This is a genomic window from Achromobacter arsenitoxydans SY8 (assembly GCF_000236785.1).
In the GTDB taxonomy this organism is placed as follows: Bacteria; Pseudomonadota; Gammaproteobacteria; order Burkholderiales; family Burkholderiaceae_B; genus Achromobacter; species Achromobacter arsenitoxydans.
Window position 1 is genome coordinate 127,498 of the sequence record NZ_AGUF01000052.1, and the last position, 22,775, is coordinate 150,272.

Annotated in this window: 15 protein-coding genes and 1 pseudogene; 6 read left to right on the top strand and 10 right to left on the bottom strand. The window is 57.4% G+C overall.

Annotated elements, in window-relative coordinates:
* Nucleotides 1–788 precede the first annotated feature (788 nt).
* Nucleotides 789–1,034: a helix-turn-helix domain-containing protein gene (locus tag KYC_RS28815; RefSeq protein WP_008163590.1), complete on the top strand. Its 246-nt coding sequence runs from the start codon at nucleotides 789–791 to the stop codon at nucleotides 1,032–1,034.
* A 24-nt stretch (nucleotides 1,035–1,058) separates the two neighbouring features.
* Here the strand turns inward: KYC_RS28815 and KYC_RS28820 are convergent.
* The 5 genes and pseudogenes from KYC_RS28820 to KYC_RS14720 form a co-directional block, all read right to left on the bottom strand.
* A protein-coding gene (locus KYC_RS28820; RefSeq protein WP_085945461.1) for an IS3 family transposase occupies nucleotides 1,059–2,179 on the bottom strand; the annotation gives its coding sequence in 2 pieces (ribosomal slippage) (nucleotides 1,059–1,921 and nucleotides 1,921–2,179; 1,122 coding nt in all).
* A gap of 365 nt (nucleotides 2,180–2,544) precedes the next feature.
* Nucleotides 2,545–2,670, bottom strand: a pseudogene (locus KYC_RS30100) (Bug family tripartite tricarboxylate transporter substrate binding protein); the annotation flags it as partial.
* A gap of 149 nt (nucleotides 2,671–2,819) precedes the next feature.
* Nucleotides 2,820–3,833 carry an RES family NAD+ phosphorylase gene (locus KYC_RS14710; RefSeq protein WP_008163599.1) on the bottom strand — a complete coding sequence of 338 codons (1,014 nt, stop codon included), beginning with the start codon at nucleotides 3,831–3,833 and terminating at the stop codon, nucleotides 2,820–2,822.
* An 11-nt stretch (nucleotides 3,834–3,844) separates the two neighbouring features.
* Nucleotides 3,845–4,792, bottom strand: coding sequence for a sce7725 family protein (locus KYC_RS14715; RefSeq protein WP_008163600.1), 948 nt, complete (start codon nucleotides 4,790–4,792; stop codon nucleotides 3,845–3,847).
* Nucleotides 4,793–5,680: a sce7726 family protein gene (locus KYC_RS14720; protein ID WP_050814880.1), complete on the bottom strand. Its 888-nt coding sequence runs from the start codon at nucleotides 5,678–5,680 to the stop codon at nucleotides 4,793–4,795.
* 1,962 nt (nucleotides 5,681–7,642) lie between these two features.
* Between KYC_RS14720 and KYC_RS14730 the strand changes: the two genes are divergently transcribed.
* The 5 genes from KYC_RS14730 (at nucleotide 7,643) to KYC_RS29495 (ending at nucleotide 15,246) form a co-directional block, all read left to right on the top strand.
* Nucleotides 7,643–8,740, top strand: coding sequence for a site-specific integrase (locus KYC_RS14730; RefSeq protein ID WP_238531930.1), 1,098 nt, complete (start codon nucleotides 7,643–7,645; stop codon nucleotides 8,738–8,740).
* A gap of 1,239 nt (nucleotides 8,741–9,979) precedes the next feature.
* Nucleotides 9,980–11,758: a hypothetical protein gene (locus tag KYC_RS29485; RefSeq protein WP_139026521.1), complete on the top strand. Its 1,779-nt coding sequence runs from the start codon at nucleotides 9,980–9,982 to the stop codon at nucleotides 11,756–11,758.
* Nucleotides 11,751–12,734: an ATP-binding protein gene (locus KYC_RS28835; RefSeq protein ID WP_081478043.1), complete on the top strand. Its 984-nt coding sequence runs from the start codon at nucleotides 11,751–11,753 to the stop codon at nucleotides 12,732–12,734. Before KYC_RS29485 ends, KYC_RS28835 begins: the two co-directional genes overlap by 8 nt.
* Nucleotides 12,735–13,878: 1,144 nt before the next feature.
* Entirely contained in the window at nucleotides 13,879–14,130 is a 252-nt protein-coding gene (locus KYC_RS29490; protein ID WP_139026522.1) for a hypothetical protein, read from the top strand.
* Between the two features lie 51 nt (nucleotides 14,131–14,181).
* Entirely contained in the window at nucleotides 14,182–15,246 is a 1,065-nt protein-coding gene (locus KYC_RS29495; protein ID WP_139026523.1) for a site-specific integrase, read from the top strand.
* A 625-nt stretch (nucleotides 15,247–15,871) separates the two neighbouring features.
* Here KYC_RS29495 and KYC_RS14740 read toward each other — a convergent pair.
* From KYC_RS14740 to KYC_RS14760, 5 genes are all read right to left on the bottom strand, one after another.
* On the bottom strand, nucleotides 15,872–16,711 hold the full coding sequence (locus KYC_RS14740) for a DUF2950 family protein (RefSeq protein ID WP_008163610.1): 840 nt from the start codon (nucleotides 16,709–16,711) through the stop codon (nucleotides 15,872–15,874).
* Nucleotides 16,708–17,997, bottom strand: a complete 1,290-nt coding sequence (locus KYC_RS14745; protein ID WP_008163611.1) for a DUF3300 domain-containing protein — start codon at nucleotides 17,995–17,997, stop codon at nucleotides 16,708–16,710. The genes KYC_RS14740 and KYC_RS14745 overlap by 4 nt, the downstream gene beginning before the upstream one ends.
* Before the next feature lie 134 nt (nucleotides 17,998–18,131).
* Nucleotides 18,132–19,319 carry a hypothetical protein gene (locus KYC_RS14750; RefSeq protein ID WP_008163613.1) on the bottom strand — a complete coding sequence of 396 codons (1,188 nt, stop codon included), beginning with the start codon at nucleotides 19,317–19,319 and terminating at the stop codon, nucleotides 18,132–18,134.
* Nucleotides 19,320–19,336: 17 nt separating this feature from the next.
* Entirely contained in the window at nucleotides 19,337–21,361 is a 2,025-nt protein-coding gene (locus KYC_RS14755; protein ID WP_008163614.1) for a site-2 protease family protein, read from the bottom strand.
* A gap of 82 nt (nucleotides 21,362–21,443) precedes the next feature.
* Nucleotides 21,444–22,775, bottom strand: coding sequence for an efflux RND transporter periplasmic adaptor subunit (locus tag KYC_RS14760; protein ID WP_008163615.1), 1,332 nt, complete (start codon nucleotides 22,773–22,775; stop codon nucleotides 21,444–21,446).

Sequence of the window (22,775 nt, forward strand, 5' to 3'; positions counted from 1 at the left end):
GACAACTTCTACGTCCGCCCGCGTGCCGTTAGGGACGCCGATGTAAAGACGAAGGGCGCCAAACTTTTCTGTAGCTTGTAAAAAGGTGAACTTGAGATGTGGCGCCAACTTTTGAAGCCTATCTAACTCTTGCAGCGCGGCATCAATCAGCGGGAACCATCCGGGTCCGCAAGTAATCGACGGCGGATGAGCTCTGAAGTTTGCGTGGCGCGCGCACAGCATTTCGAGCTTTTGAAGGTCTTCGTCCATCAGTTCACCACCAAGAACGGCGCTTGATTTTGGTCGCTGACACAAATACGCCGCAACACGATGCGTCAACGTAATCGTCCGGCGCAAAGGTTTCGACATCCGGCGGTATCGGCTTCATCGCGCCCTGGCTATCACAGTAGCCATATCGAGTCGGTCGAGGCTTTCCCTCAGGTCGTTGGATGTACAGTTCAGAAACTTCAGTGACCTTGCCATCCCACAGCATGCGCACTTCCGAGGGCTTTTCCCCGAGCTCTCGCGTTACTTCATACAGGCGAGCACCGCCTCTTACAATTCCTGAAGGCAGATCCAAGCGCAATACGCCCCATTTCACGCGGCGAAGGACGAACAGCGCGACGTGTGGGCACATCAAAATCCAGCGATTCCGCCGTCCTTGGCGAATCGAAGGAACTCCACGTGGGTGCATCCATGAATCGTCAGTAACAAACATCGTGAAGGTTGGAGGACCAAAATCAACATGATAGTTCAATTGGGCCGTAAATGCCGTGGCCCTAATTACCGTGAATCGACACGATCCACGGATGCAAAGAACTTCGGCAAAAACGGACGACGATCAAAACCTAGCAGCTATTGGGACGGCGATCCGTGCCCGAAGAAAGCACCTTGAGCTTTCCCAAGAAGGTCTTTCACTCCGATCGGGAATCGACCGCAGTCACATGGGCCGAATCGAGCGCGGCGAGAGAAACTTGACGATGTTGAACTTGATTCGAATTTCCAGCGCGTTGGACTGTAAGCCAAGTGAGCTCATGGCTGCCGCGGGCCTGTAGAGGCCGGCTGACCTGCCCCCAGACTTAGTACGGCATCGACATAGAGTCCAGGGTTAAAAGCCGTTGTTGCCGATGCGCCTTAGCAAATTGCTCCGGCGTTAAGTATCCCAGCGCGCTATGCGGGCGTTCGGTGTTGTACTCGACGCGCCAGTCTTCGATCAAGGATTTGGCTTGGCGCAGCGACATGAACCAATGCTCATTTAGGCATTCATCGCGGAATTTTCCATTGAAGCTCTCGATGTATGCATTCTCCACGGGCTTGCCTGGTCTGATGAACGACAGCTTCACGCCGACCTGATAAGCCCAAGCGTCCAAGGCCCTGCCGGCAAACTCCGGACCGTTGTCCACGGTGATGGATTTGGGCAGCCCACGCAGTTCCGCAAGCCGTTGCAGCACCTGCGCCACCCGCAATCCCGGCAGTGATGTATCGACCTCGATGGCAAGACACTCGCGCGTGTAGTCGTCGACGATGTTCAAGCACCGGAACCTGCGGCCATAGGCCAGACCGTCGGACACGAAGTCCATCGACCAGCTCTGATTCGGCGCCGTCGCAACGGGCCGAACTACCCGTTCTGCGGGCGCGATACGCTTGCGGCGACGCTTACGCACGCTCAAGCCTGCCTGGCTGTAAAGCCGCCAGACCCGCTTGTGATTCGTCTGCCAGCCTTCGCGGCGCAGCAGAATATGGATGCGCCGATAGCCGTAGCGTCGCTTGAGCGCTGCCATCTCCTTCATGCGCTCGGTCAATGCCACATCGCCCGTACGCTTACTTTCATAAGCGAATAGCGACCGGGAAATGCCTACCAGCCCGCAGGCCCGGGTGATACCCATGCCGCGCTCGGTCATCAACGTTCTGACCGCTTCGCGTTTGGCCTGCGGGCTTGCTACTTTCGGCTCAAAAGATCCTGAAGCGCAGCCTTGTCCAGCATCGATTCAGCCAACAGCTTCTTGAGCTTGTTGTTCTCTTGCTCCAGCTCCTTCAGTCGCTGGGCGTCCGAGACGGTCATACCGCCGAACTTCGCCTTCCAGTTGTAGTAGGTAGCCTCCGAGATCCCGTGCTTGCGGCACAGTTCGGCCACCTTGGCCCCTGCCTCGGCCTCCTTCAGCACCCCGATGATCTGTTCTTCCGTAAATCGTTTCTTCATTGCCGTTCCTTTGTGATCGGACTCTACATCGATTTCGTACTAACCACGGGGAGCAGGTCACGGCTACCCCACTGCCAGTGGATGTGCGGTCCTGCAAACTGGTTGTAGTCGCAGCGGCAGCTAAGGCTGGAAAGCGAAAGCCCCGCTAATGCGGGGCTCCGTAGTCCAATAACTGTTTCCCTCGCTTTTGGAGAGACCGGCGTACCGACAGACAACGCGTTCGCCCTCATCGGGCTCATTGGCTATTGCGTCAATGTATTGACTGTAGCATGGAGAGTAGCCCCCTGAAACGGTGGCCGCACACGCCTCTCAAACCTTCTGTGCGGGGTTCCGCGGTGGCCATTGCATAGCTTCCTGCTAATCGTTCATTGCGGCTCAATGTTTGCGTCGACCGCGCGCTGAGTCCAAACCTGGCGCTGCGATTGCGCAAAGCCCTGATGTTCGGCGAGCGTGTTGGGCGAGACCTGCATACCCAGAGATTCGAAGCGCTCTCGCTCGGCGCTCCTCCATTCTTGGCAGACTCCTTCATGAACGTGTTCAGCAAAAGCGGGCCCCCTGCCCTGTTGCGGACGGACTGTCACGACGGGGCGAATCACATCCCGTAGTGCGTTGAGCCGTAGGAGACGGGACTCGTTCTAGCTCAGCCAACTTCCACACTGACTCGGGACACTCGCATCTGCTCGACACCTCGGCCCGCAGCATGGCTCGGGTTGAACAAAGCCATGTTCATTCCCGTGCCGACCGAACTGCGATACACCACACCGTCCCAACCCAGCTTCTTGATGAGTTCGCACAGATACTGGCTCGGCACGTAGTCAATCGCCACTCTGGTGGGAATGACCGGTCTGGTCAACTCCTCGCCTAGCCTTTCAAGAAAAGGCAAATCATTCTTCAGTGATGCGATCCGATCTTCATCTCCCAAATCGAGAGGAGAAATCATCGTGCGCGGGGCTCGCAAGTCGACGAGTTTCAGCCCGTCGGGAATGTCAAATTCAGCGACGCATACTCGATCTCCCGTATGCGGGCGGATCTCGGCCGCAGCGGTGTTCTGGTTTTCAGCCAAGTACAGATAAGGAATGCCAGCGGGATTGGCGCGACCTACCGATGTGATTTCCTTTGGAGGCGGCCCCATGGCGTCTAAGGAGTACGGTTCATCAGCTTGCTGGATTCTTGCACGATACCATTTGGTAGGTATTTGTCTGCCCTTCAAGAACCCCAGTAACGCCCCAAACCGAACCTCATCGAGCGCAGTCTCTGGGAAGTATCGATTTCGGGCTATAAGCTCGTCCCGCAGGCTTTCCCAAAGCATATGCATGCCCGGCCGCTCAAATCGGCATGACACCGCGAACGGACGGCGCACCAGCTCTGCGTCATCGAGAATGTCGCCGAAAAGGCTTCGGGGCCCTTGCTGCCCGAGCCGAGCGACATTAAAGATTCTCCAGTCCTCTTGCACACAATCAATCAGTGGTCGCCCATTCTCGTCGGGCGCGTAGATTGCCGCCACGGGAGCGAAACGGTCCTTTAGCTTTCGAGGATCGATGACATGGACTCTTACCGCCCCGCAGTAGTCACAGTCCTCGCCTTCGATCTCCGCAAGGTTAGCCCACTCGGCCGAGAGGTGTGGGTCCGTGAAGCAGTTGGCGCAACATTTCACGGCGGCGACTCCTAACTCCGCCGCAAGGCAAAGTACTGTGCCATGGTCTCGATATGGTGCTGCATTGAGAGCTTTTTGACGTACCCCAGTCCCGGGAAATGGCCCCGATCATGGAGACTTCGAAACTCGGCAATGGCATTTGTCTCGTACACCCGCGAGTCGGGTTGATTGATCGTCTCGTACAGAAGTTGGAGAGCTTCTGCGAACTTCGCACCGGGATCGCCGGGCGTGTCCGATTGCTGAGACTTGAAGTGGTACACAAACATGGCGTCGTCCTCACCTTCGTCAACGAAGGTGAGGTGGATAGCTACCGAGTAAGCAGGTCCGCCGCCTTCCGCGTAATCATCACCAACCGTGAGAAAGTCGCCAAAGCCATTTAGACCTGTGTGGTCAAACGTAGCGTGGAGCTCCGAAAATTTTTCGACGAAAGGATAGTCCAGGTTGCGGCGCCGCTTGTTAAATCCATCTCTTATCCGAACCTTGGTGCCAGTCGTAAAGTGGCGGCGGTACAGGAGATTGTCGTCCGTACTGACAAAGAAATGGGCGAACGTCCAGCCGCGGTCCCGAAAGGTTGTGGCCAATTCTCGACCGTGTGAGAAACCGGCGTGCACGAGCGAAACCTGATGCTGCAAATGCTGACCGCATATCGCTACGATGTCATCGACAGTCATAGCCTCAGTTAGCAAAATCCCTGCGGAAACGTCAGCGCCGGCATATCTTTCCCTAAGAAGCGCTGAGATCGCCTCGCCATCTTCCCGGAGCGAGCCGAATCGCGGGTTGACAATCACGATGGCTCGACCTTGAGCAGCACGCACGGCAGCGAGCGCGCGGTCTAGCCCTCCCAAAGCATCCCTAACGGGCTCAATGATTGGCGTGAAGCCAGCTTGTGCTAGACGTTCTGCATTTTCGCGGATGGTTACGAGTTCGTATTGTTTGCCACGAAAATAAGGAAAGTACATTCAAGCCCATCCTAAAGCGTCGACGAAAGTTGAATTAATCGCCGCCAAAAGATTTTTATGCTCTGCAGGCTTGACGCGAATGGTCAGCGCTGCAGCGTGCAAAGACCTGGGCATATCGCTTACTAGGTCTCCCAACGACGCCAGAGTGCGCGACTCTTTAACAACACTGACGAACGTCGAATAAATCTCGCCGGCGGCGAAACCTGCAAAGATCTCGCGCAACTCACCGCGGATCCGAGTGTTCGGAACGACGGGGATCTCAATGTTACGATAATTAAGGATTTTTATCGCTTCGTCAATACGCAACGCGTCAAATATTGCCGCAGGCTGAACCAAGTCCAACCGTTCGGTCGCCTCTCGGATAGTCGAAATTTGGTACCTGCCCGAAAGCATCAAAATGCCGACGTCTGGGTCGGTGGACTGCAGCACGCCGTCAATGTGATTTTCGCCAGCGATTACGTAGCGCCTCGGGAAGACTAGCTGATATGCGTCCAGTTGGCGTTTCAACCGGCCAAGCCCATCGCGCTCTGACTTGATTTCGTATGCCGTCGCCGTGCCGTTTAGAATCGCCAGATCGACTTTGCATATTCCGACCCGAAACTCGTTGAGCATGCAGGCAGAGCGCAACGAATGTCGTCCGAGGAGGATCCGCTGGGTAATGGCGGCTTTATATACGTACTCGTCGCGATTGGCGTGGGCTTTCAATCGCTCGAAGGCATAGTTGAACGCATCCCCTACGGATTGAATCTGGGATTGCTCCGCATCCGTAAAAGATTGGCGCACGAGACGCGCGAATAGGGGCGAACGCCCTTTACCCGCCATTTCCTTGAACACTGATGACGAGAAGAGTCGCGAAAATGCCATCGATCGGTTGGCATCGAGCCTCAAAGCTCCCCCCGTCTGTCAAGCGAAAAAACTTGCGTATTGTATAGGTAATCTAGCAGCGGCGGGCTTGAATGTCGCATTGGCGACAAAGACGCCGCGGGAGCTGAGCCCGGGAAGGCGATCCGCAGAGGTACTCTCATGCACCAGCCTGCGAGGCTCGGGCAGCTGATGTCGGACTTGCTGGGCAAGATGCGAAAGCCCCGGCAGCAGCGAGGTTCCGTCGCCCGGCATCCTCTTACGCCTGTTGTTGGCAAGGCTGATCAAGATCGGCAGGCAACGCATCCACTCCGTTAGGAGCCCGTCGGCCATCGCGTTGGATCTGTTCCATTCCAGTTGCCAGCGATGAAGCGCACGGCGACATCGTTAGTTGGGCAACAGGAGCCCGCGTCTTCAGTCCAGGAGCGCTGGGAGCAAGTCTTCCCGCATGGTTGTGACGCCGCAGCTGACGTTAACGATGCATCCGATTGGTAGCGTGTGCAGTCCACGCGTTGAAATTATCTGGGAAGGAGCCGAGGTGATCGGCCGACCCCCCATCACCCTTTCCTGCGGAAATCGGTCTGCAAAGCAGCAGTCGTCGTGAAAACCCTACATTAGCCAGCGTCAATCTAGTCTTGAGGAGCGGAACGGCCAGACGATGTGAATCCCGGTCGCGACGCCGAATCTAATAGTTGGTGGCACAAAAGCTCATCAGTGACGATCACGATCAAGCGGGCAAAAGCTGATGCTAAGTCAGAATGAGTCGTAAATGCCGTTTTCTCACGTTGTATGTGTGAACTTTGGCGGCTCGTCAGGGGACGGTAGCGCCATTCGGGCACCGCGCGTTTCGATGATCATCGAGCGGTCGATTGAAGCGTCTGTATGTTGAATAAGAGGTACTTATCCGACCTAGAGAGTTCACAACTGTAATGTGTAGTACGGCATACGTATTATTTTCAACACTTCAGTCCAGATTTCTCCTTGAGGCGCTGTTGTGGCTCCTTTGCGACATCAAACTCATGATCGCGAAGAACGGATAGTGAACTGGATATAATTCCAGTACCTCGTCCGAGGTAGCTGTACGTTCCACCTTTCTTGGAGTTGTGAAATGGCAGTTAATCCGAAGCAGACGTCGCAGCGAGTTGCCTCCACGGCGGGCAAGACACTGGGCAGCGGAAGCGCCAGTAACCTGCAACGCTCGTTGGCAGGCTCTGCCCTACGCCAGGCCGGCAGTTCCGCGCAGACGAGTTCCGGCATGGAACAAAAGGCATCTCGCGCGCTAGAAGGCAGTCGGTCGAGCCCTTTGACGAAGACACTCGCAGGCAGTGTGGTGTCGCAGTCCAGCCGTAAACGTTAAACACCCCTGACGCGCTCAAGCGCGCACTTGCCTGCAATCGAACAGGCGCCCTTGCCGGCTAGTTAAAAGCAATGGATCATGGCAGTTGCCGCGATAGTGGCTAGGCTTACCGCAAATCGGCGCGACGACACGCCGAAACGCTCCTGCCAAATGGTCCGACAGTCGGAGGGTGGTGAGCGTTGTCGCTGAATGCCTTCAGCTAGACGACCACGTATCGCCCATGAAGTTGGGAATTGAAGATCCGGACACCGCTTTCGACCCGCATTGCGCGAGTACAGCTTTCGCTGCCGGGAAGTGCTCAGTCTCATCCGGTCGGTCACTTCGAGAGGTCGTACTCTACCAAATTGCGCGAAACTTGGGCAGCAATGCCGACTTGAATGAGTGCCGTGCATCTGACAGCCGCAAGGGGGCGCTGATCCAGTCCTCCGCCTCACCGCCGAATTGCATCATTGCTTGCAGCAATCCCCGGTCACGAGACGCATAGGGCAACCGTCGGCGAGAACGAACGAAAGCCGCGGGTGCGCACCCCAAGTATTTGGCAGTCGTACGATATACATCAGTAAGGCGGAGTTGTCAGCGTTCATAGATGGTGGAACCTCATCTCGCGATAAATCAACGACGAACGTCAGCTTATGAATTCCACCCGTCCAAAAGAATACAGCGCCCTTAAAGAGGACGGTTGTCGCATCCGAAATTCATCCGTTGACACCGCTGTGCGTGCATTGTTGCGCGAAGGCAGTTCTACGAACACCCTCATCTCGTATCGCGCGGCTATAAGGTATTGGGCAGCCTGGCACCGATTGCGCTTTGCGATTGAATTGAAGCTGCCACTGACCCTGGAGGCGGTCGTAACGTTTATCACCGACCACGTAGAACACCTGGGCCCCAACGGCCTTCGCCAAGGGCTCCCTGAGCAGGTCGACCGCGAACTCGTGAAGCTTGGCATCAAGAAGAGGGTCGGTCCTCTCGCGCTATCCACGGTTGAACACCGCGTGGCTGTTATGTCGGAGGCACACCTCGCTCAGCACATGGAAAGTCCATGCCGTGTTCCTGTGGTGCAACGGTTGCTGTCCAGGACCCGGCGCGCGTACGTCAAGCGCGGTGTGCGGCCAAATAAGGTTGACGCGATAACGCTGCAACCCCTCAAACAAATGCTTGAAACCTGCGACGATTCGCTGCTAGGCATACGAGATCGCGCGCTACTCTTGTTTGCTTGGTCGAGCGGTGGCCGGAGGCGCTCCGAGGTCGTGGCGGCAACCGTGGAAAACACGAAGAGACGCGGTGAGAGCTACGTGTTCATCCTTGACCATAGCAAGACAAACCAAGAGGGCCGAGTTGATGGCAGCAGCTACAAACCGATCGTTGGGGCTGCAGCCGAAGCGCTGACGCACTGGCTACATTCGGCCGGGATCACACAGGGAACACTTTTTCGGCAGGTACGTCGCTACGGCATCCTGGGAGGCCCCTTGAGCACAGAAGCCGTCCGGCGAATCGTTATCGAACGCGCAAAGCGTGCCGGTCTGGACGGGAGATTTGCGGCGCATAGTCTGCGCGCGGGCTTCGTCACAGAGGCCGGTATCCAAGGCATACCGATGGCGGAAATTATGGCAATGACGGGACACAGCAGCGTCGCTAGTGTCGTGGGTTACCACCGTGCGGGCTCTTCCTTGACCTCCGCTGCGGCGCGCCTCTTTGACGACGCCGAAATGCGCAATGAACCTACCAGTTAAGACTCGGGCCTAGCAGCTACGTGCCACAAAAAGGAACTGGCTGTACACCTTCACGTCAACATGGAGTCGTCACAACAGTATCGAGCGAAATTGCAGCCCGCTGCTGTCAAAAGAGATTTTTGAATCTCAGATTCGTTAGACGAACTCCGCAGCGCCCCACTCTTTCCACGTTGCGTCATAGGGGCGAACTCCGCAACGGGGTTACCTAGTACAAACACTGATTTCCAATCCAAAAAACGCAGCGCTACGCTGCGCCCATTGTCAACCTCGAATGTCGTTGCAACGACAGTCGGGAGAAATAGATGGGTACGCGTAAGCCAGGACCTCGACTCGGCACCTCACGCAGAGCTCAGCTAGCGCTAGCTCACGGCCGAAAACCCAATGCCCTTGCAACACTGTGGTACGCCTATAGCGGACACAATGGCGAAGATGTCGTGCTTCAGGGGCAAATGGAATGGGCCAACTTCCTACTCGTGGAGAGCACTCCGAGAGTGCTCACTGTTGACTACGCGCCGAGACCAAACATACTGGGCGGCACTCACCACGCCGCTCTCGCTAGCATCGTCGCCTACAACTTCGAAGGGGCAAGCGAATGGCATGTCCTGGACGCCGCCGAGCCAGATGAAAAGCAGGTCTCGCTGGCGTACATTTCTAAAGTCCCCTCGAAGACTCTGATACGCGCCGCACAGGATGTTGGAGCCGTTGTAGTCGTAAGGACGAAGGCTGATTTCCAGGCTCAAGCGCTCCTAATCTCCAATTGGGCTCGAGCCCTTAGTTGGATCGCCGCAGCAAGGTGTCACGGTCTCTCCGACATGCAAGAAAGGGCGTTCTCCACCATTAGGGCCACTGGGCCCATGACATTAAGAGCTGTTCAACGAGACGCTTTGGACCCGCAAGCCTTCGCGTTGGCAGTCGCCGCAATGTTTCGCTTGGTCCAACAAGGACGGCTAGCCTGTGATTTGCACCTTCATCCCCTATCGCTAAACACGAAGTTCAGTTTGAATCGGGAAACGGGCGATGTATAGAGCGACGACCACGTTTGCATCGATACCAGCGCACCTAAAAGATTGCGCAAAATGGCCATGGATCGACGCCGGATTGCTTTCGGACAGCGCTCGCCTCCGCTACGAGTCACTAAGGAAGGGGATTGAGGTCTATTGTCGGAGCGGGCAGTTGTCCATCGCCGCGAAGGAAGCGAAAACCTCGCCTGGGAATCTGCACCGCATATTCGCCAGATGCGTGTCTAGCTGCGCCGACGGCCAAATTGCTGGCTGGCGTGCCCTGGTTCCGCACATTCGTCTTGGTCAGTACATGCGATCGCTCCAAAGCCGAAATCGGGCTGGCAAACCTGGCCAATTCGATTTGTTGCTGAGAACGCACCCTCAGATCAAGGTCTGTCTAGACGATGAAATCCTCCGGCTTCGCGAGGGCAAGGGCAAAGCGTACGAAGCGCGGAAGAGCTTGGTTCGCCTGGTGCATCTTTTGCGAACGCAGTGTGTAAGCATCGGTCTTACAGATGCCGACTATCCACTCAATACCGAATCCTGCGCGAGGAAGGCACTCACTCGATACGTAAAGAAGCTAATCGAGCGAAATCCCAAACGCGGCGTGCTTGCGCGCTACGGAAAACTGGCGGCTCAGATGCTCAACCTTGGGACCGGAGTCGAACCATTGTGGGCGCTACAGGCCCTCCAGCCTTTCGACCGCATATCGATTGACGCCCATCGAGTTGACTGCCTGGGTGTCGTCGAGTTCGATACACCTTCTGGTCCTCTTACAGCGTTGGTCGAGCGGATATGGCTCGTTGCGGTATTCGATGCGTATTCTCGTGCGGCCCTGGGTTATGCCATCTGCTTTGACGAGGAAGTGTCAGCACGTACGGTTGAAGATGCGCTCTTAATGAGTCTCAGTAGTTGGAAGCCAAGGCAGCTATCAAGTCGAGTCCCAGCATATTCGGCCAACAGCGGATTCCCGTCGGGCTTGTTCCCTCTGATCATGGGTACATTCGGGGTACTTCTGACTTTAGACAACGCTCTAGTGCATCTAAGCAACCAAATTGCTGAGAAAGTCCGCCGACGTCTGGGATGCACACTTTCTTGGGGCCCTTGTGGTGCTTGGTACCACAACGACACGCTCGAGCGATTTTTTGGCTCGCTGACTCGCTTAGGATTTCAAAGACTTCCATCTAGCACCGGCGGTGGCACGAGCGATCCAGCTCGCCGAGAGCCGGAAGCGGCGGCGCTCCGGCACAAAATAACAATTGCCGAAATCACGGACCTAGTGGATGTGTTACTGGCTAGACATAATGCACTGGGTCACTCTTCCCTTGCAGGTCGATCTCCGTTAAAAGTAATCGATAACTTTTTGGCGTCTTCCAATAGTCTTCTGTTTGCGCGTCCTCTTCCAATGACGACGGGTGATGTGCTTGAACTGGGTCACAGTTTGGTAACGGTAACCGTCCGCGGAAGCGTTGAGAAAGGCCGGCGACCTTACATACAGATGACGGGTGCGTGTTATACAAGCCGAAAACTAAGCGACAGTTTTTGGCTCATCGGAGAGAGGTTAAATATTCAATATTGTGAGAGTGGCGATTTTCGCGAAGTCGTCGCTTACCATCCATCCGGCGAATTTCTCGGAAAACTGAAGGTTTTAGGCCAATGGGCGCGAATCCCGCACACAAAATGGATCCGGGAACAAGTTCTGAAAGAAATTAAGGCTGCCCGAATTCGACAAACCGACCCCGATCCGATTGATACATACATAAACAATATCAATACTAGAATAATTCAAGACATAGCATTCAAACCCCTAAGGATTTCTGCTTCCGCTACCATTCGGAACCGAATCGCGCACGAACTCGATCACGATAAAAGCGGCGACCTTCCCGTTATCGCCCCAGACAGCTCGAACCAGCCTTTAGCTGACATTCCGCCGGTAAATCACGCGCTGCCTCCTCTATCGCTACCGGACCCCGTAAATTTAATAATACGACGGCCCAAATGGAAGACGAATGGATAGTCAAAATATTCGAGCACAGGTCCTCAATCCAGGAACCGTCCGCGACGAAGCGTACCTTGACCATCCCCTTGTGACAGGGCGGGTTGAGATTCCCACACCTGAGGTTCAAAGAGCTTACGAGGAGACGGTCGCCGCCATCGTAAAAAGGCGTCCCGGTCTATGCTATTACGGTGAATTTCGCGCTGGGAAAACCTTCGCAATATCCCTTTTGCAGCGCAATTTGCCTCAATCATTTGCCCACTTACCAATACGCTCCATTGTTGCCAAGGATCATGAAAAGCCAACAGAGAAAGCTCTGTTCAGCGACATGCTCTTTGATTTGGATCATGCGGCTCATGACAAGGGGTCGGCACCAGATCGCCGCATTAGGTTGATTGAACACTTACGATCTTTGGCTTGTGATCGTGGGTCTGACAAGCTTCTCCTATTTGTAGACGAGGCACAAAACTATTCCATACCAGATCTTAGTAGATTAAAGGATATCGGTAATGATCTGGGACGAATCGGCATCTCTCTTACTGTAATTTTCTTTGGGGATTGCAGGCTTCTCAATATGCGGGCAGCCCTCACTAGCCGTCAGAGGACGGATATCGTCGGTCGTTTTTTTCTGCATTCAAGGCCGTTCAACTCAGTTAATTCCCTCGAAGACGCACGCTCAATTCTTCAAGCAATGGACGACCCCGAAGTATCTTCCTATCCACCAAATTCCGGTATTAGTTATACGGAATTTTTCCAGCATCCGATGTATTCAAGGGGCTGGCGGTTGACAGACGAAGCACCCAAATGCTGGCAGGCATTTGCAACCATTGGGCGATGCTCCGCCGAAGACTTAAGGGTGGGAATGCAATGGTTCATGTCGACAGCATCGGATTTTCTATTTGGCCAGCACTCCCTGGACGTTGATCGTCTACCGGCATGGATTGCTGCAGCAAAGGCATCTGGCTTTGAGTCCGCAAATGGTATCCAACGACCGTGACGAAGGTATCTTGCACGAACCTCTTCCAGCAGCGAGCCGCCGTCTCACGTGGTCGCATAGCTGGACCCGTCCTTATGAAAGTCATATCAGCCTTGTCTGGCGGGCTATCCAAATCAATGTACTGTCACCCACCCTATTCAAGGGATTCCTGATTTTTGAAAAGGAACGGAGAACAAATACAAAAACAGATACTACTTGCGAAATCAACACAATAAAAAAAGCCTTAAAAATCTCTGAAAATATTTACCAACCTGAGTCGGACCGGTTTTTTTTTAAGAATGCACGTCCGCTTGATCTGCTCTCGAAAACGCTCCGTTTTTGTCCAGAGTGTAGCCGAGAAGCTTATCATTCGCTCCTATTCCAAATTAATGACATCGCTCAATGCCCACTACATCGCATACGGCTTCAGTCTCGATGTCCAGGTTGCTCCGAACAGTTCCCGCACGCCAATCTATCCCTAAACACCATGTCACACCCTTGGGGTTGCGCTCGATGTAACTGGCCGCATCTTCGTTCATCAGAGCAATCACAGGCTGCTTGGCGCGACAATTCGATTGACCGAATTAAAAGCTTCGCACCCGTGGTCGCAGAAATATTTCGAGTTATATCTGTGGCGGACTCCGAGGAGTGGATTAAAGAGGTCCAATATCAGGGTTATTGCATAAGTCGTACGTGCGCCTTCAGGTTAGCCGCGAAATGGATCAATGCCTCACCGCAACTTGAAGCGTTACTCGCACCCTCATCTCACCAATTTGCGCGCGCAGTATTGCCCGAGCAGCAAGGAGACTGCGCCAGTACGTCCGGCGATCCCAAGCCTGATCTCCGCGCATATTTGCATATTAGGCGTCATGCTGCGCGTGAGATAAGAGACAGGGAACCGAATGGGATTCTCACAGAGCAGGCATCGTGGAAATGGGACCCCATGACAGCATCCAGAGCTCCTTATTGTCACGACCTATCTTCACGGAAGTTAGGTTTTCACCTTTGGCGCACGGCTCATGAACTAGGCTATGCGAGCATATCGTTTCGAGGCACGGAATGTAACCTCGAGGGGCCAGTGGTTCTATTGCCGATACATCGCAGTTCGGATGTTCACCTTCAACATTCCTATGCGTTATGGGCCGCCTACTTTCACACGTCATTGATGATGTTTTACGAACTGGCAAAGTACTGGTGCCACGACGTCAAAAAAGCTATGCGCGACTCTTCGAATGCGGTCGATCATCAAATTGAAGCAGTAAAGATGATTTGGGCCCACCACGCACCCACCCTCCTCATCAATCCAACCAATGCCAACTTTCCAGTAAAAGCGGTGCTTGTCAAGAATGGCAGCACGTCAATTTTTCCACCCGGCACGGTGTTGTTTTTTTGCGTAGTCCCGCGAAAACTGGTTTGACGCGGACTTCAGAATTTTCGTAGCACTGTTGCTCTTAATATCGAGTTGGCCATGAACGAAACGCGTGACAATTTGGTCGCCGCAGCTCAAACTGCGGCTGCACTCTACGAGAGTAAAGGCAGGTCTGTCGACAACGCGAAACTACACAAGTGCGCCTTACGGCATTTCGGTGCGTGGCATTTATTGAGATTGGGCAAGCCTGTTAAGGGCCCGGTGGATTCTGAGACATTGCGACTATACCTTCTAGACCACCTTGCCTTGCCTGCTAGTCATGGTGCCGCCCAAACGACAATGCCTCTTCACATTAAAGAAACGTTAATTAGGTATCGCTATAAGCGATGGGCGGAGCCCTCCACGCTTTTGTCGATCAAAATACTGATCAGGGTGCTGCGAGAGATTCATGACAGGCACCACTGGCCGCGCCCCGAAGAGGATGCCGAAGTAGTTGCCATCTTATGTGCCGCTGCCTCGCATCAGAACTTATTGTCATTGGGCGGACCTGTCCCACCGCTTAAACGGGAGCACCTATTGGCGCTGCTTGAAACCTGTGATCAGTCGCTTGTCGGAATTCGGGATCGCGCCTTTTTGCTTTTGGCTTGGACCACTGGCCTGCGATGCGTCAGAGCGGTTGAGAATCTGGAGGTCTCTGATCTGTCGCCTTCCGACCAGGGATATCACTGGCCGCTGAGTGAATATGAGGAAAGGTTTACTTTTCGGATGCGAAGCACATCTATCGTGGGAATCGCAGCGGACGCGCTCGATCTATGGTTAGAGAAGGCACGAATAGTGAGGGGTCCTGTCTTTTTCAGATGCGAGAACCGCGGCAGATTCGAGCGCGAGTCCTTTGGGACAAAATCAATCTCAAAAATCCTGAAGGAGCGAAGTTTGATGGCCGGCTTGCGTGAGATATTTTGTTTTCGAAGCATTCAGCGAGGCTATGCTCTTGAGGTTGGTTCGTCCTTACCTTCTATAGCTGACAAGCTGTCGCTCGCGCATCGTCGCCGATCCGTGCCCAATGAACCCGATTCGTGCGCGGAAGGCAATGGAGTTTCGCCAGACCTGGCCGCACAGGATCCGCTTCGAGATTTGGACGAGTTGCTAGCTCGTTTCAGGTGATCTTTCAGTTCGCTGCCCAGGTGCAATAAATTCACCCACCATTTTTGACGGCTGAAGCGCAACATACGCGCACAGCGTGAATCTCTGTGTGCGAGCTACCGCAAGCGAGCTCTGGAGCCTTATTCGATGTCCATGCACCGGTATAGCCCGACATCTTGACTAACCCGCATGCGACAACCTGGAAGCCAGCCCTAGAACGAAGCCGACAAAGGGGCACCGAACGTTCTGTCGAAAAATGAGTCGCGCGGACGTAAAGGGTGCAAGTTTCTCATCGACCGAACCGTTCTTTCTTGAAAGTCGCCCCAGCCAGAAGGAGGTTTTTGAACGGACTGACCGCTTAGAACATATGTCCGGCTTACGGAGCACCCTAACGCGCCGGCGAGCGCTCATCGGAATCCGCCTCGGCTATGACGGTCGCCTACAGCGGAGAACACTTTCACACTCGTCCCGCCGATTTTCAACTTAATGCCCAGATTTGGCCAATTCTCACTTTAAGTCCACTCGTTTGGACATAAATTTGGTTCGAATCAATGGGGTTCTGAGCAAAAAGTACTTTGGAACACGCACAACTTTATGTCCACCGACTTCGTCGGCATGGCTCCAACAACCGGCAAACCCACACCGCTCAGGGGGAAATCTTCGCCCACGCAGCCTTGTCGTTGGCCGCGTGCATCACTTGTCTCTCCGTGACCGGCGCCCCAAATCTCCGCTCGCTCACAACCTTATGGGGGCCAATCAGAAAGCTGTGCAGACCCGATCGACCGGCTTCTGCTGGCCACGCAGCAAAAGAGCATCCTGACGGTTCTGCCGTCGGCACATATGCAAAGCGATAGCCGTTCAACGCAGCGTCCACCGGCACGTCCGCGCCCATCACCAATGCATCGTCATCCAGCGGGCTGGTGGCGGATGGCGATGACGCGGCGTTCCAGTACAAGCCGTCATGTTCGCCTTCGCGGCTGACAATCCTGCGCGCCGGTTGCCCGTTGCCCACGGTTGCCCGGTACTGGTCCTGCGCGGCGCATAGCCTCCGCAGGTTGGCAATTGCAGCCGCTTCGTTTCGCTCAATCCGCCGGTGCTGCATTTCGGCCACGCCGGCGCGCAGATCAAAGCGCCAGCCGCGACTGCCGCTGACCAACGGTGCGGGAAACGACCAGTCGTGCTCACCGACGACAAACTCTGCGGTGTTCGGACCGGTATCGACGATCCTGTGTTTTTTGAACCAGGCGGCGAGAAAGGCATAGATGTCGTCGCGGTCTATGCTGTCGCGCGGGACAAAATGGCGAAAATCGTCGCCCAGCACGCGACGAAGCCCATCGTCGTCGCCGGTCGCCACGGCCTGGATGAGGGCATCGGCGGCCGCCTGTGGGGTGCTGAACGTGGTTTGCGCCGCTTGGCCAGACGTTGCCGCCAGGCCAAGAACAGCGGCCAGCGTCAGTTTGGCTAATGTATGTCGCGTCGATTTCATCTTCTTCCATGCCCCCTTTCGATATGACCGCCTCCGGTGCGCCCACCCGGGTGCGCACCGGCCCCCGGCGAGTGCCGGCGTGTCTCGGTATGTGCGGCAGGCCTGCCGGCTGCCCTGCTTGCTGCGTGTCGATCTGGACGCGGGCTGTCCACGCCGCGCAGCGCATTGTCGCGGTTCGCGCTGCGCGAACGCTCGATGGCAGCATTGCGCGCGTCATTCCGCTGCGGGGTGGCGTTGTGATGTGACGATGTCCGGTTGGAGCCCGGATGTGACGCTGATGCGCCGCGTGCCGAGTTGCTATGGCGCTGCCCCGCCCCGGCCGCCCTGCCGCCTGCCGGTTCATGGTCCCGCATGACTTGTTGTGCGTGGTCACGGCGCGCCTGCTGGTCATTCATGGATCGCCGGCCCCCGTGCCCTTGCGCGGCGCCCACACGACGCTGCTGGTCAAATCTTTGTTGCGTTGCCGAGTTGCGGTAAGGGGTGCTGCCGCGCCGCGCCGGGTCGTGGTTCCAAGCAACATTGTTCCGGCTGGCGTCCAGCTTACGGTTGATGTTGATGTTGTTGTACCGGTTGACGTCGATGTCCACGTCGTTGTGGCCCCAATCGAATCCACCCCATAGCGAGTCTGCAATGGCGATGCCGGTTCCGAAGGCTAAGCCACTGACGATGGCTGAGGCGAAGACCGATCCTGGCGGCGGCGGATAGTACGCTGGCGGGTAGGAAGGATAGGGCCAGGCACCGTAGGCGCTGGTGGGGTTGTAGGATGGCACGTATACGACGCTGGGTGATGCCGGCTCGATGGTCACCACCGTAGAGTTGCCCCCGGTTTGCGTGGATACAGTCTGCTGGTCATTGCTGGTCAGCGTGCCGGCCGCTTGCGCCTGAGCCCGCAGCCGCTGCACCGAAGACATCACGTCCTCTGGCTGGTCCAGAAATGCATCGCCCACCGATCGCACCCATTCGGGCTGCCGGCCCATCATGTCGAGCACCGACGGAAAGGCAGCGAGGGACATCACACTTGGATCCCAAGGCTGCTCCTGCACCGCCTTGACTGCAGCATCTCCGCTCAGGCCGGTATTTTTGCCAGACCAGGTGGCGGCTTGCGCAACATCATCGGGATACGTTGAAGCCATTAAGAGCTGGGACAACAACGCGTCGGGGTACAGCGCCACCGGCGCCAGCATCTGGTCAAGTTGCTGCTTGCTAAACGACGACTGCGCAAGCGCGGTTGAACTGACAATCCACAGCGCTGTTGCGATGAAAAATAGCCTTAAAACCCGTCTCATAACCCCCCCGTTCGGGAAATGCCAGACGCTTCGGAGGAACCCGCCAAGCTTCTGACTCCGTGATTTCATCTGACCCGGCCACATGCCATGCAGCCGCCGGATCATTGCGTGTACGCGCGTCGGCTAGATTCCTCCTAGATAAGCGTGAATAGAAGTTTGGACAGCGTGCTTTTCAACGGCCATTGGGTGGAGATCAGAATCAGCAACGGCAAGGCTGCAGGCAACGCGATCTTGAGCAGGATCGATCTGTTGACCACGACAGGACGCATCGCGGCCACCGCCTGGTACATTGCCTGGATATCGGCGACCGGTCCCAACTCTGGCGCATCGAGGATGGGATTCTCCCGAACCTGCGCGTTCTGAATCCACCGTGCGTCGACCAGCCTTCCGTGCTCGGACAACAAGGCGCCATAGTCCAGTAACGCCTGCCGTTTGGCATGCGCGAGCGACGGCGTAAACACGAGCAGCGGCGCAAGACCGATCAATATCAGTATCAAGAGCAGCGTGGCGACCTGCACATACAGCGATGGGACGGTGACGCCGTGGTAGAACACGGTGTGCGCCCACGCGCCGGCCAGCACGGCGGACACCGAGAACAGGAATGGTGCATAAACCATGGGCAATCGGTCCAGGAACCCCAGCCCTCCCATTCGGTCCGGGTGCATCACCACCAATTTCAGCGGTAGACGTGCGATCCGCAGCAAGAGAATGCCCACAAGCGTCAGCCGCCAGACCCAGGCGAGCAAAAGCACGGAAAAGATCGGCCTGGTAACCAGCAGGAACCACCACGCGCCGAATGCCATGCCCTCCGATCCGGAACCTGCCCATTGCACCTCGTCCGGGTTGGGTGCGAAAAGAAAGGCAACCGTCCAGGCGGTGACGAGCGTTGCGATGACAAGCCAGGGAAATACGCGCCTTTTTAGGCGCAGCACGCCCGCGATGACGCCATCGAACCGGGGCGCCAGCGCCGGGTCGACCAGACCGGAGCGCTTGAACTCGCTCAAGCACAACGGAAGGATTTTGCGGGCGACGCCCTCTGCCAGCACCAGCAGCGGAATGGCGACCAGACAACGGATGTGGATGCCGAAATGCCCGAGCAGCGTTTCTGAGGTACCGGTGCCCTGCTCCGATGGCGTGCCCGTCACCCAGGAAGCAACAACCAGGGGCAGCCAAGCCAGCAGGGCATAAATCAGGGCGCGCCGAACGATTCCCCTGCCTTTCTCGGGAATCAAGCCGACTCGACCTTGCAAGCGCGACAGTCCGTCGTCTTCAACCAGCAGAAAGGGTTCGTCGCGGGAAGCGGTGGGTGGATGCTGTGGCATGGGATGTCTCAATCAAGTCAAAACCCGCTTTCGCGAATGGCCAGGCTGGCCAGATACCGCAGGCCGGCCATCAGGCGGCTCCGCTCTGCCCCGGTGAAATACGCCTTGCCGCGTTGCTCGCGCAAAAGCGGCAAAGGTTCGTCCAGCGCGACGCGCACCGTATAGAGCGAGTATTCGGGAATGAGCACGCCCTGCTTCTCATATGCCGGGATGGGGCCATCGTGCACGGTGGCCAGCATTGCCGACGGCAGATGTTGCAACCTGGCCGGTGCGACGGCATCGACATTGCCGCACAGGTGCCGCGGCGCAAGCTCAAAGTAGAAGCATCCCCGGTCTCCTGGGCGCAGCGCGTGGATATCTTCTTCCGCCACATACGCCTCAACGACCCAGCGATCGGGATTGACCAGACGGCCCAACGGCTGCCGCTGGCTGACCCAGCTGCCCGTGCGCGACTCGGGCGCAACGTCCAGCCATACCCCATCGAACGGCGCACGCAGCGTCAGGCGCATTTTTTCGGCCGCGACGGAAGCCGCGTTGGCCCGGCTGAGCGCCAGGGATTCGATTGTGGCGGCCTGCTCGTCAAGTCCCCCCGCCTGATCCAGTAAACCCGACAGGCGGGCCGCGCCGCCGCGGACGCCCGCCTGGGCGGCGTCGGCTTGCGCGGCCAACTCCGGGTTGTTCAGACTGACGAGAACGGTGCCGGCCGCCACCGGTCCGGGGTCCGCGCGCATGTCCACGCGCGCCGGCGTCGGCGCGAAGGCCGTCCATTGCTGGGCGGGACGCGCCAGCGCGGGCGCTCGCACAGGCGTTGCCGTGGGCACGGCCAGCCACGCGAGGAGCAGCAGCGGCGCAAGCAGAAGCAGCCATCGGTGCAGGCGCCGGGTCTCGCGACGGCGCTGCGACCAGATGCGCAGTTCGCGCCAGCATGGGCGAACGATGAAGAAGCCGATCTCCACCACGAACAGCAATACGCCGAGCGCCTTGAAGAAGAAGTGATAGACCGCGACCGCGATCGCCAGGTAGACCGTCAGGCGGTAGATCCAGGTCACCCAGGCAAAGACGATGAGCCGCCGCCGAACCGCAGGCGCAAAGACTTCCGGCCAGGCTTCATGCCAGCCCAGCAGGCCGCGGCGCAGCGCCGTGCGGGCTTGAGCGGCCGCACGCTCATGAAGATTGGGCATGTCCAGCCAGTCGGACAGGATGAAATAGCCATCGAATCGCATGAACGGACTTGCGTTCAGCAGAAGCGACAGTACCCAGCTCGTGGTGGCAAGGTAAAAGCAGGCTTGCCGAAGGATGCCCGGCGGTAGTAACGCCCAGCCCAGTGTCGCGAGTCCGGCAATCGCCAATTCGGTGACGATGCCCGCGGATGCGATCATCAGCCGCTTGCGGGACGATGCCAGCCGCCACGATTCACTTGTGTCGGTATAGAGCATGGGCCACATCACCAGGAAGGCGACGCCCATGTGCCCTACCCGCACGCCACAATGTGTAGCCATCAGCGCGTGGCCGAACTCATGCAGCGTCTTGGCAACGACCAGCGCCAGCGCGAAGCCCAAGGCGCCCTGCCAGGATACGGATTCGAAAAGCGTGTGCTGAAAGGTGTCCCATTGCCGCAATGCCAGGACAATGCCCAGCAGTGACAACGCCGCCACGGTCCACGGCGTGGCCGGATGGAACAGGAAACGCAGCGCGCGGTGCAGCCGGCCCAGCCAGTATGTGGGGTGAATCAGCGGAATGCGGAAGAACAGATAATTGTGCAGCCACCATTTTGGCTTGCTCCACGGCCGACGCGGTTCCGAGCGCGCCATGGCCTGGCTCTGCGACGGCGCGGGCCGCAGCAGATCGTTCAGGCGCAGGAAGTCGGCAAAGTCGCGCAACTGGTTTTCGTCGGGTTGCAACGGGGTCCGGCGACGGATGTCGGCCAACAGGTCGGCAGGCATCTGCCGCCAGCGGGCCAGGAACTCGAACTCCAGCCAGCCGATTCGAAAATGGCGGTTACGCACCGGGTCTTCAATGACCCATCCCGGGCTGCCGTCCAAATGGGGATCCGCAGAAAAAAGACGGAGATCCTCCCTCAACTGAGGTAGGGATTCCAGGGAGGTCGCAGTCATGGCGGCTGCCTCACAATCCGAAGAACGCGCGCAGCGCCGCCACGGGACGCCGCACGAGTTCGAAGCCCAGCACCGACTGTCCCCCCGACAACCGGGCCGTTCCCTTCAGGCCGATGCGGGCACCCTCACCTTCATCGACGCTGGCCCGCAGGCGGTAGCTGGGCACTCCCTCCGGCGTGAGCGCCGCCTGGTAGCTGGTTTCGATGACCTTGCCGCGCAGCGGATCCATCGGCCGTACGGTCAGGTACAGGTCCACCGGCGCGCCAACCTCCAGCGCGATCGCATCCGAGGCCGGCAACTGTACCAGCATGGCAGGCTTGGCGGGATCAGCCAGCTGCATGATGCGCTCTCCTGTCACGACGGGCTTGCCGACCCAGTCGTTGGGGTCGCTGAATACCGCAACGCCACCGCGCGGCGCGCGCGTTTCCAGCCGTTGCAACTGAGACCGGATGGACGCGAGTTCCGCGCGCCGCTCCTCGGCTCGGCTCTGAAGCAAGGTCAGTCGAGCACGGCTGTCCTCGCTGCGAAACGCCGTCTGACTGGCGGCCAGGTATTCCGCATCCGCAACGGCCACGGCTCGGGCGGCGACCTCCTGCCGGTGGCTGAGCGTAGTGTCGTCCAGCGAAAACAGTAGCTGGCCGGCCTGCACCTCCTGGTTGGGCCGCACATGCACCGCCTTGACGACGCCATCCAGCGGCGCGCTGATCATGTCCAGATCCAGCGATGTGACTTCTGCCGGCGCGAGTGCCCGCTGGCGCACCGGAAGGAAGCACAACGCGACCAACGCAATGAGCGCGAGCCTGACTATCCAGGTCTTACGCCCGCTGGGCTGACGGCCCGAGCGGCGCGCAAGCAGTTCCCAGCTGTAGGCCCAGGACTGCGCCAGGCGTTTCATTACCGCCGCGTGACCGGCAGTCGGCGCCTGATCCATCAAGTACACGGCCCAGCCCAAGCGCGTTCCGGCCCGGCGCTTAAGCGGCAACAGCCAGGCTCCCGCGGGCCACCATTCTCGCCATCCCTGCGCCACGAGTTCGGCGCCGGGCGCTCCGTCTTCCGGCGGTTCCAGCCAGTCCTTTCCATGAAGCGCCTGCGCGCGGATCCATTTGCGCGCCTGCCCAAGCCATACAAGATACGGTGAATCATGGTCGACCGACACGAGTCCCGAGATGTTCAGCAGGCGCCAGTCCGATCCCGTGTCCTCGAAAACCAGGGCCTGCCGATAGCGCAGCAGCGGATGCGCGTCGTTGGCGATGTGAAAGCTGAGCTGCTGGACGTCGTCGGCCTGCCGCGCCAGGCCTTCCACCTCCGCCACCTGCAGCAACAGGAGAATGTCGTCCTGCAT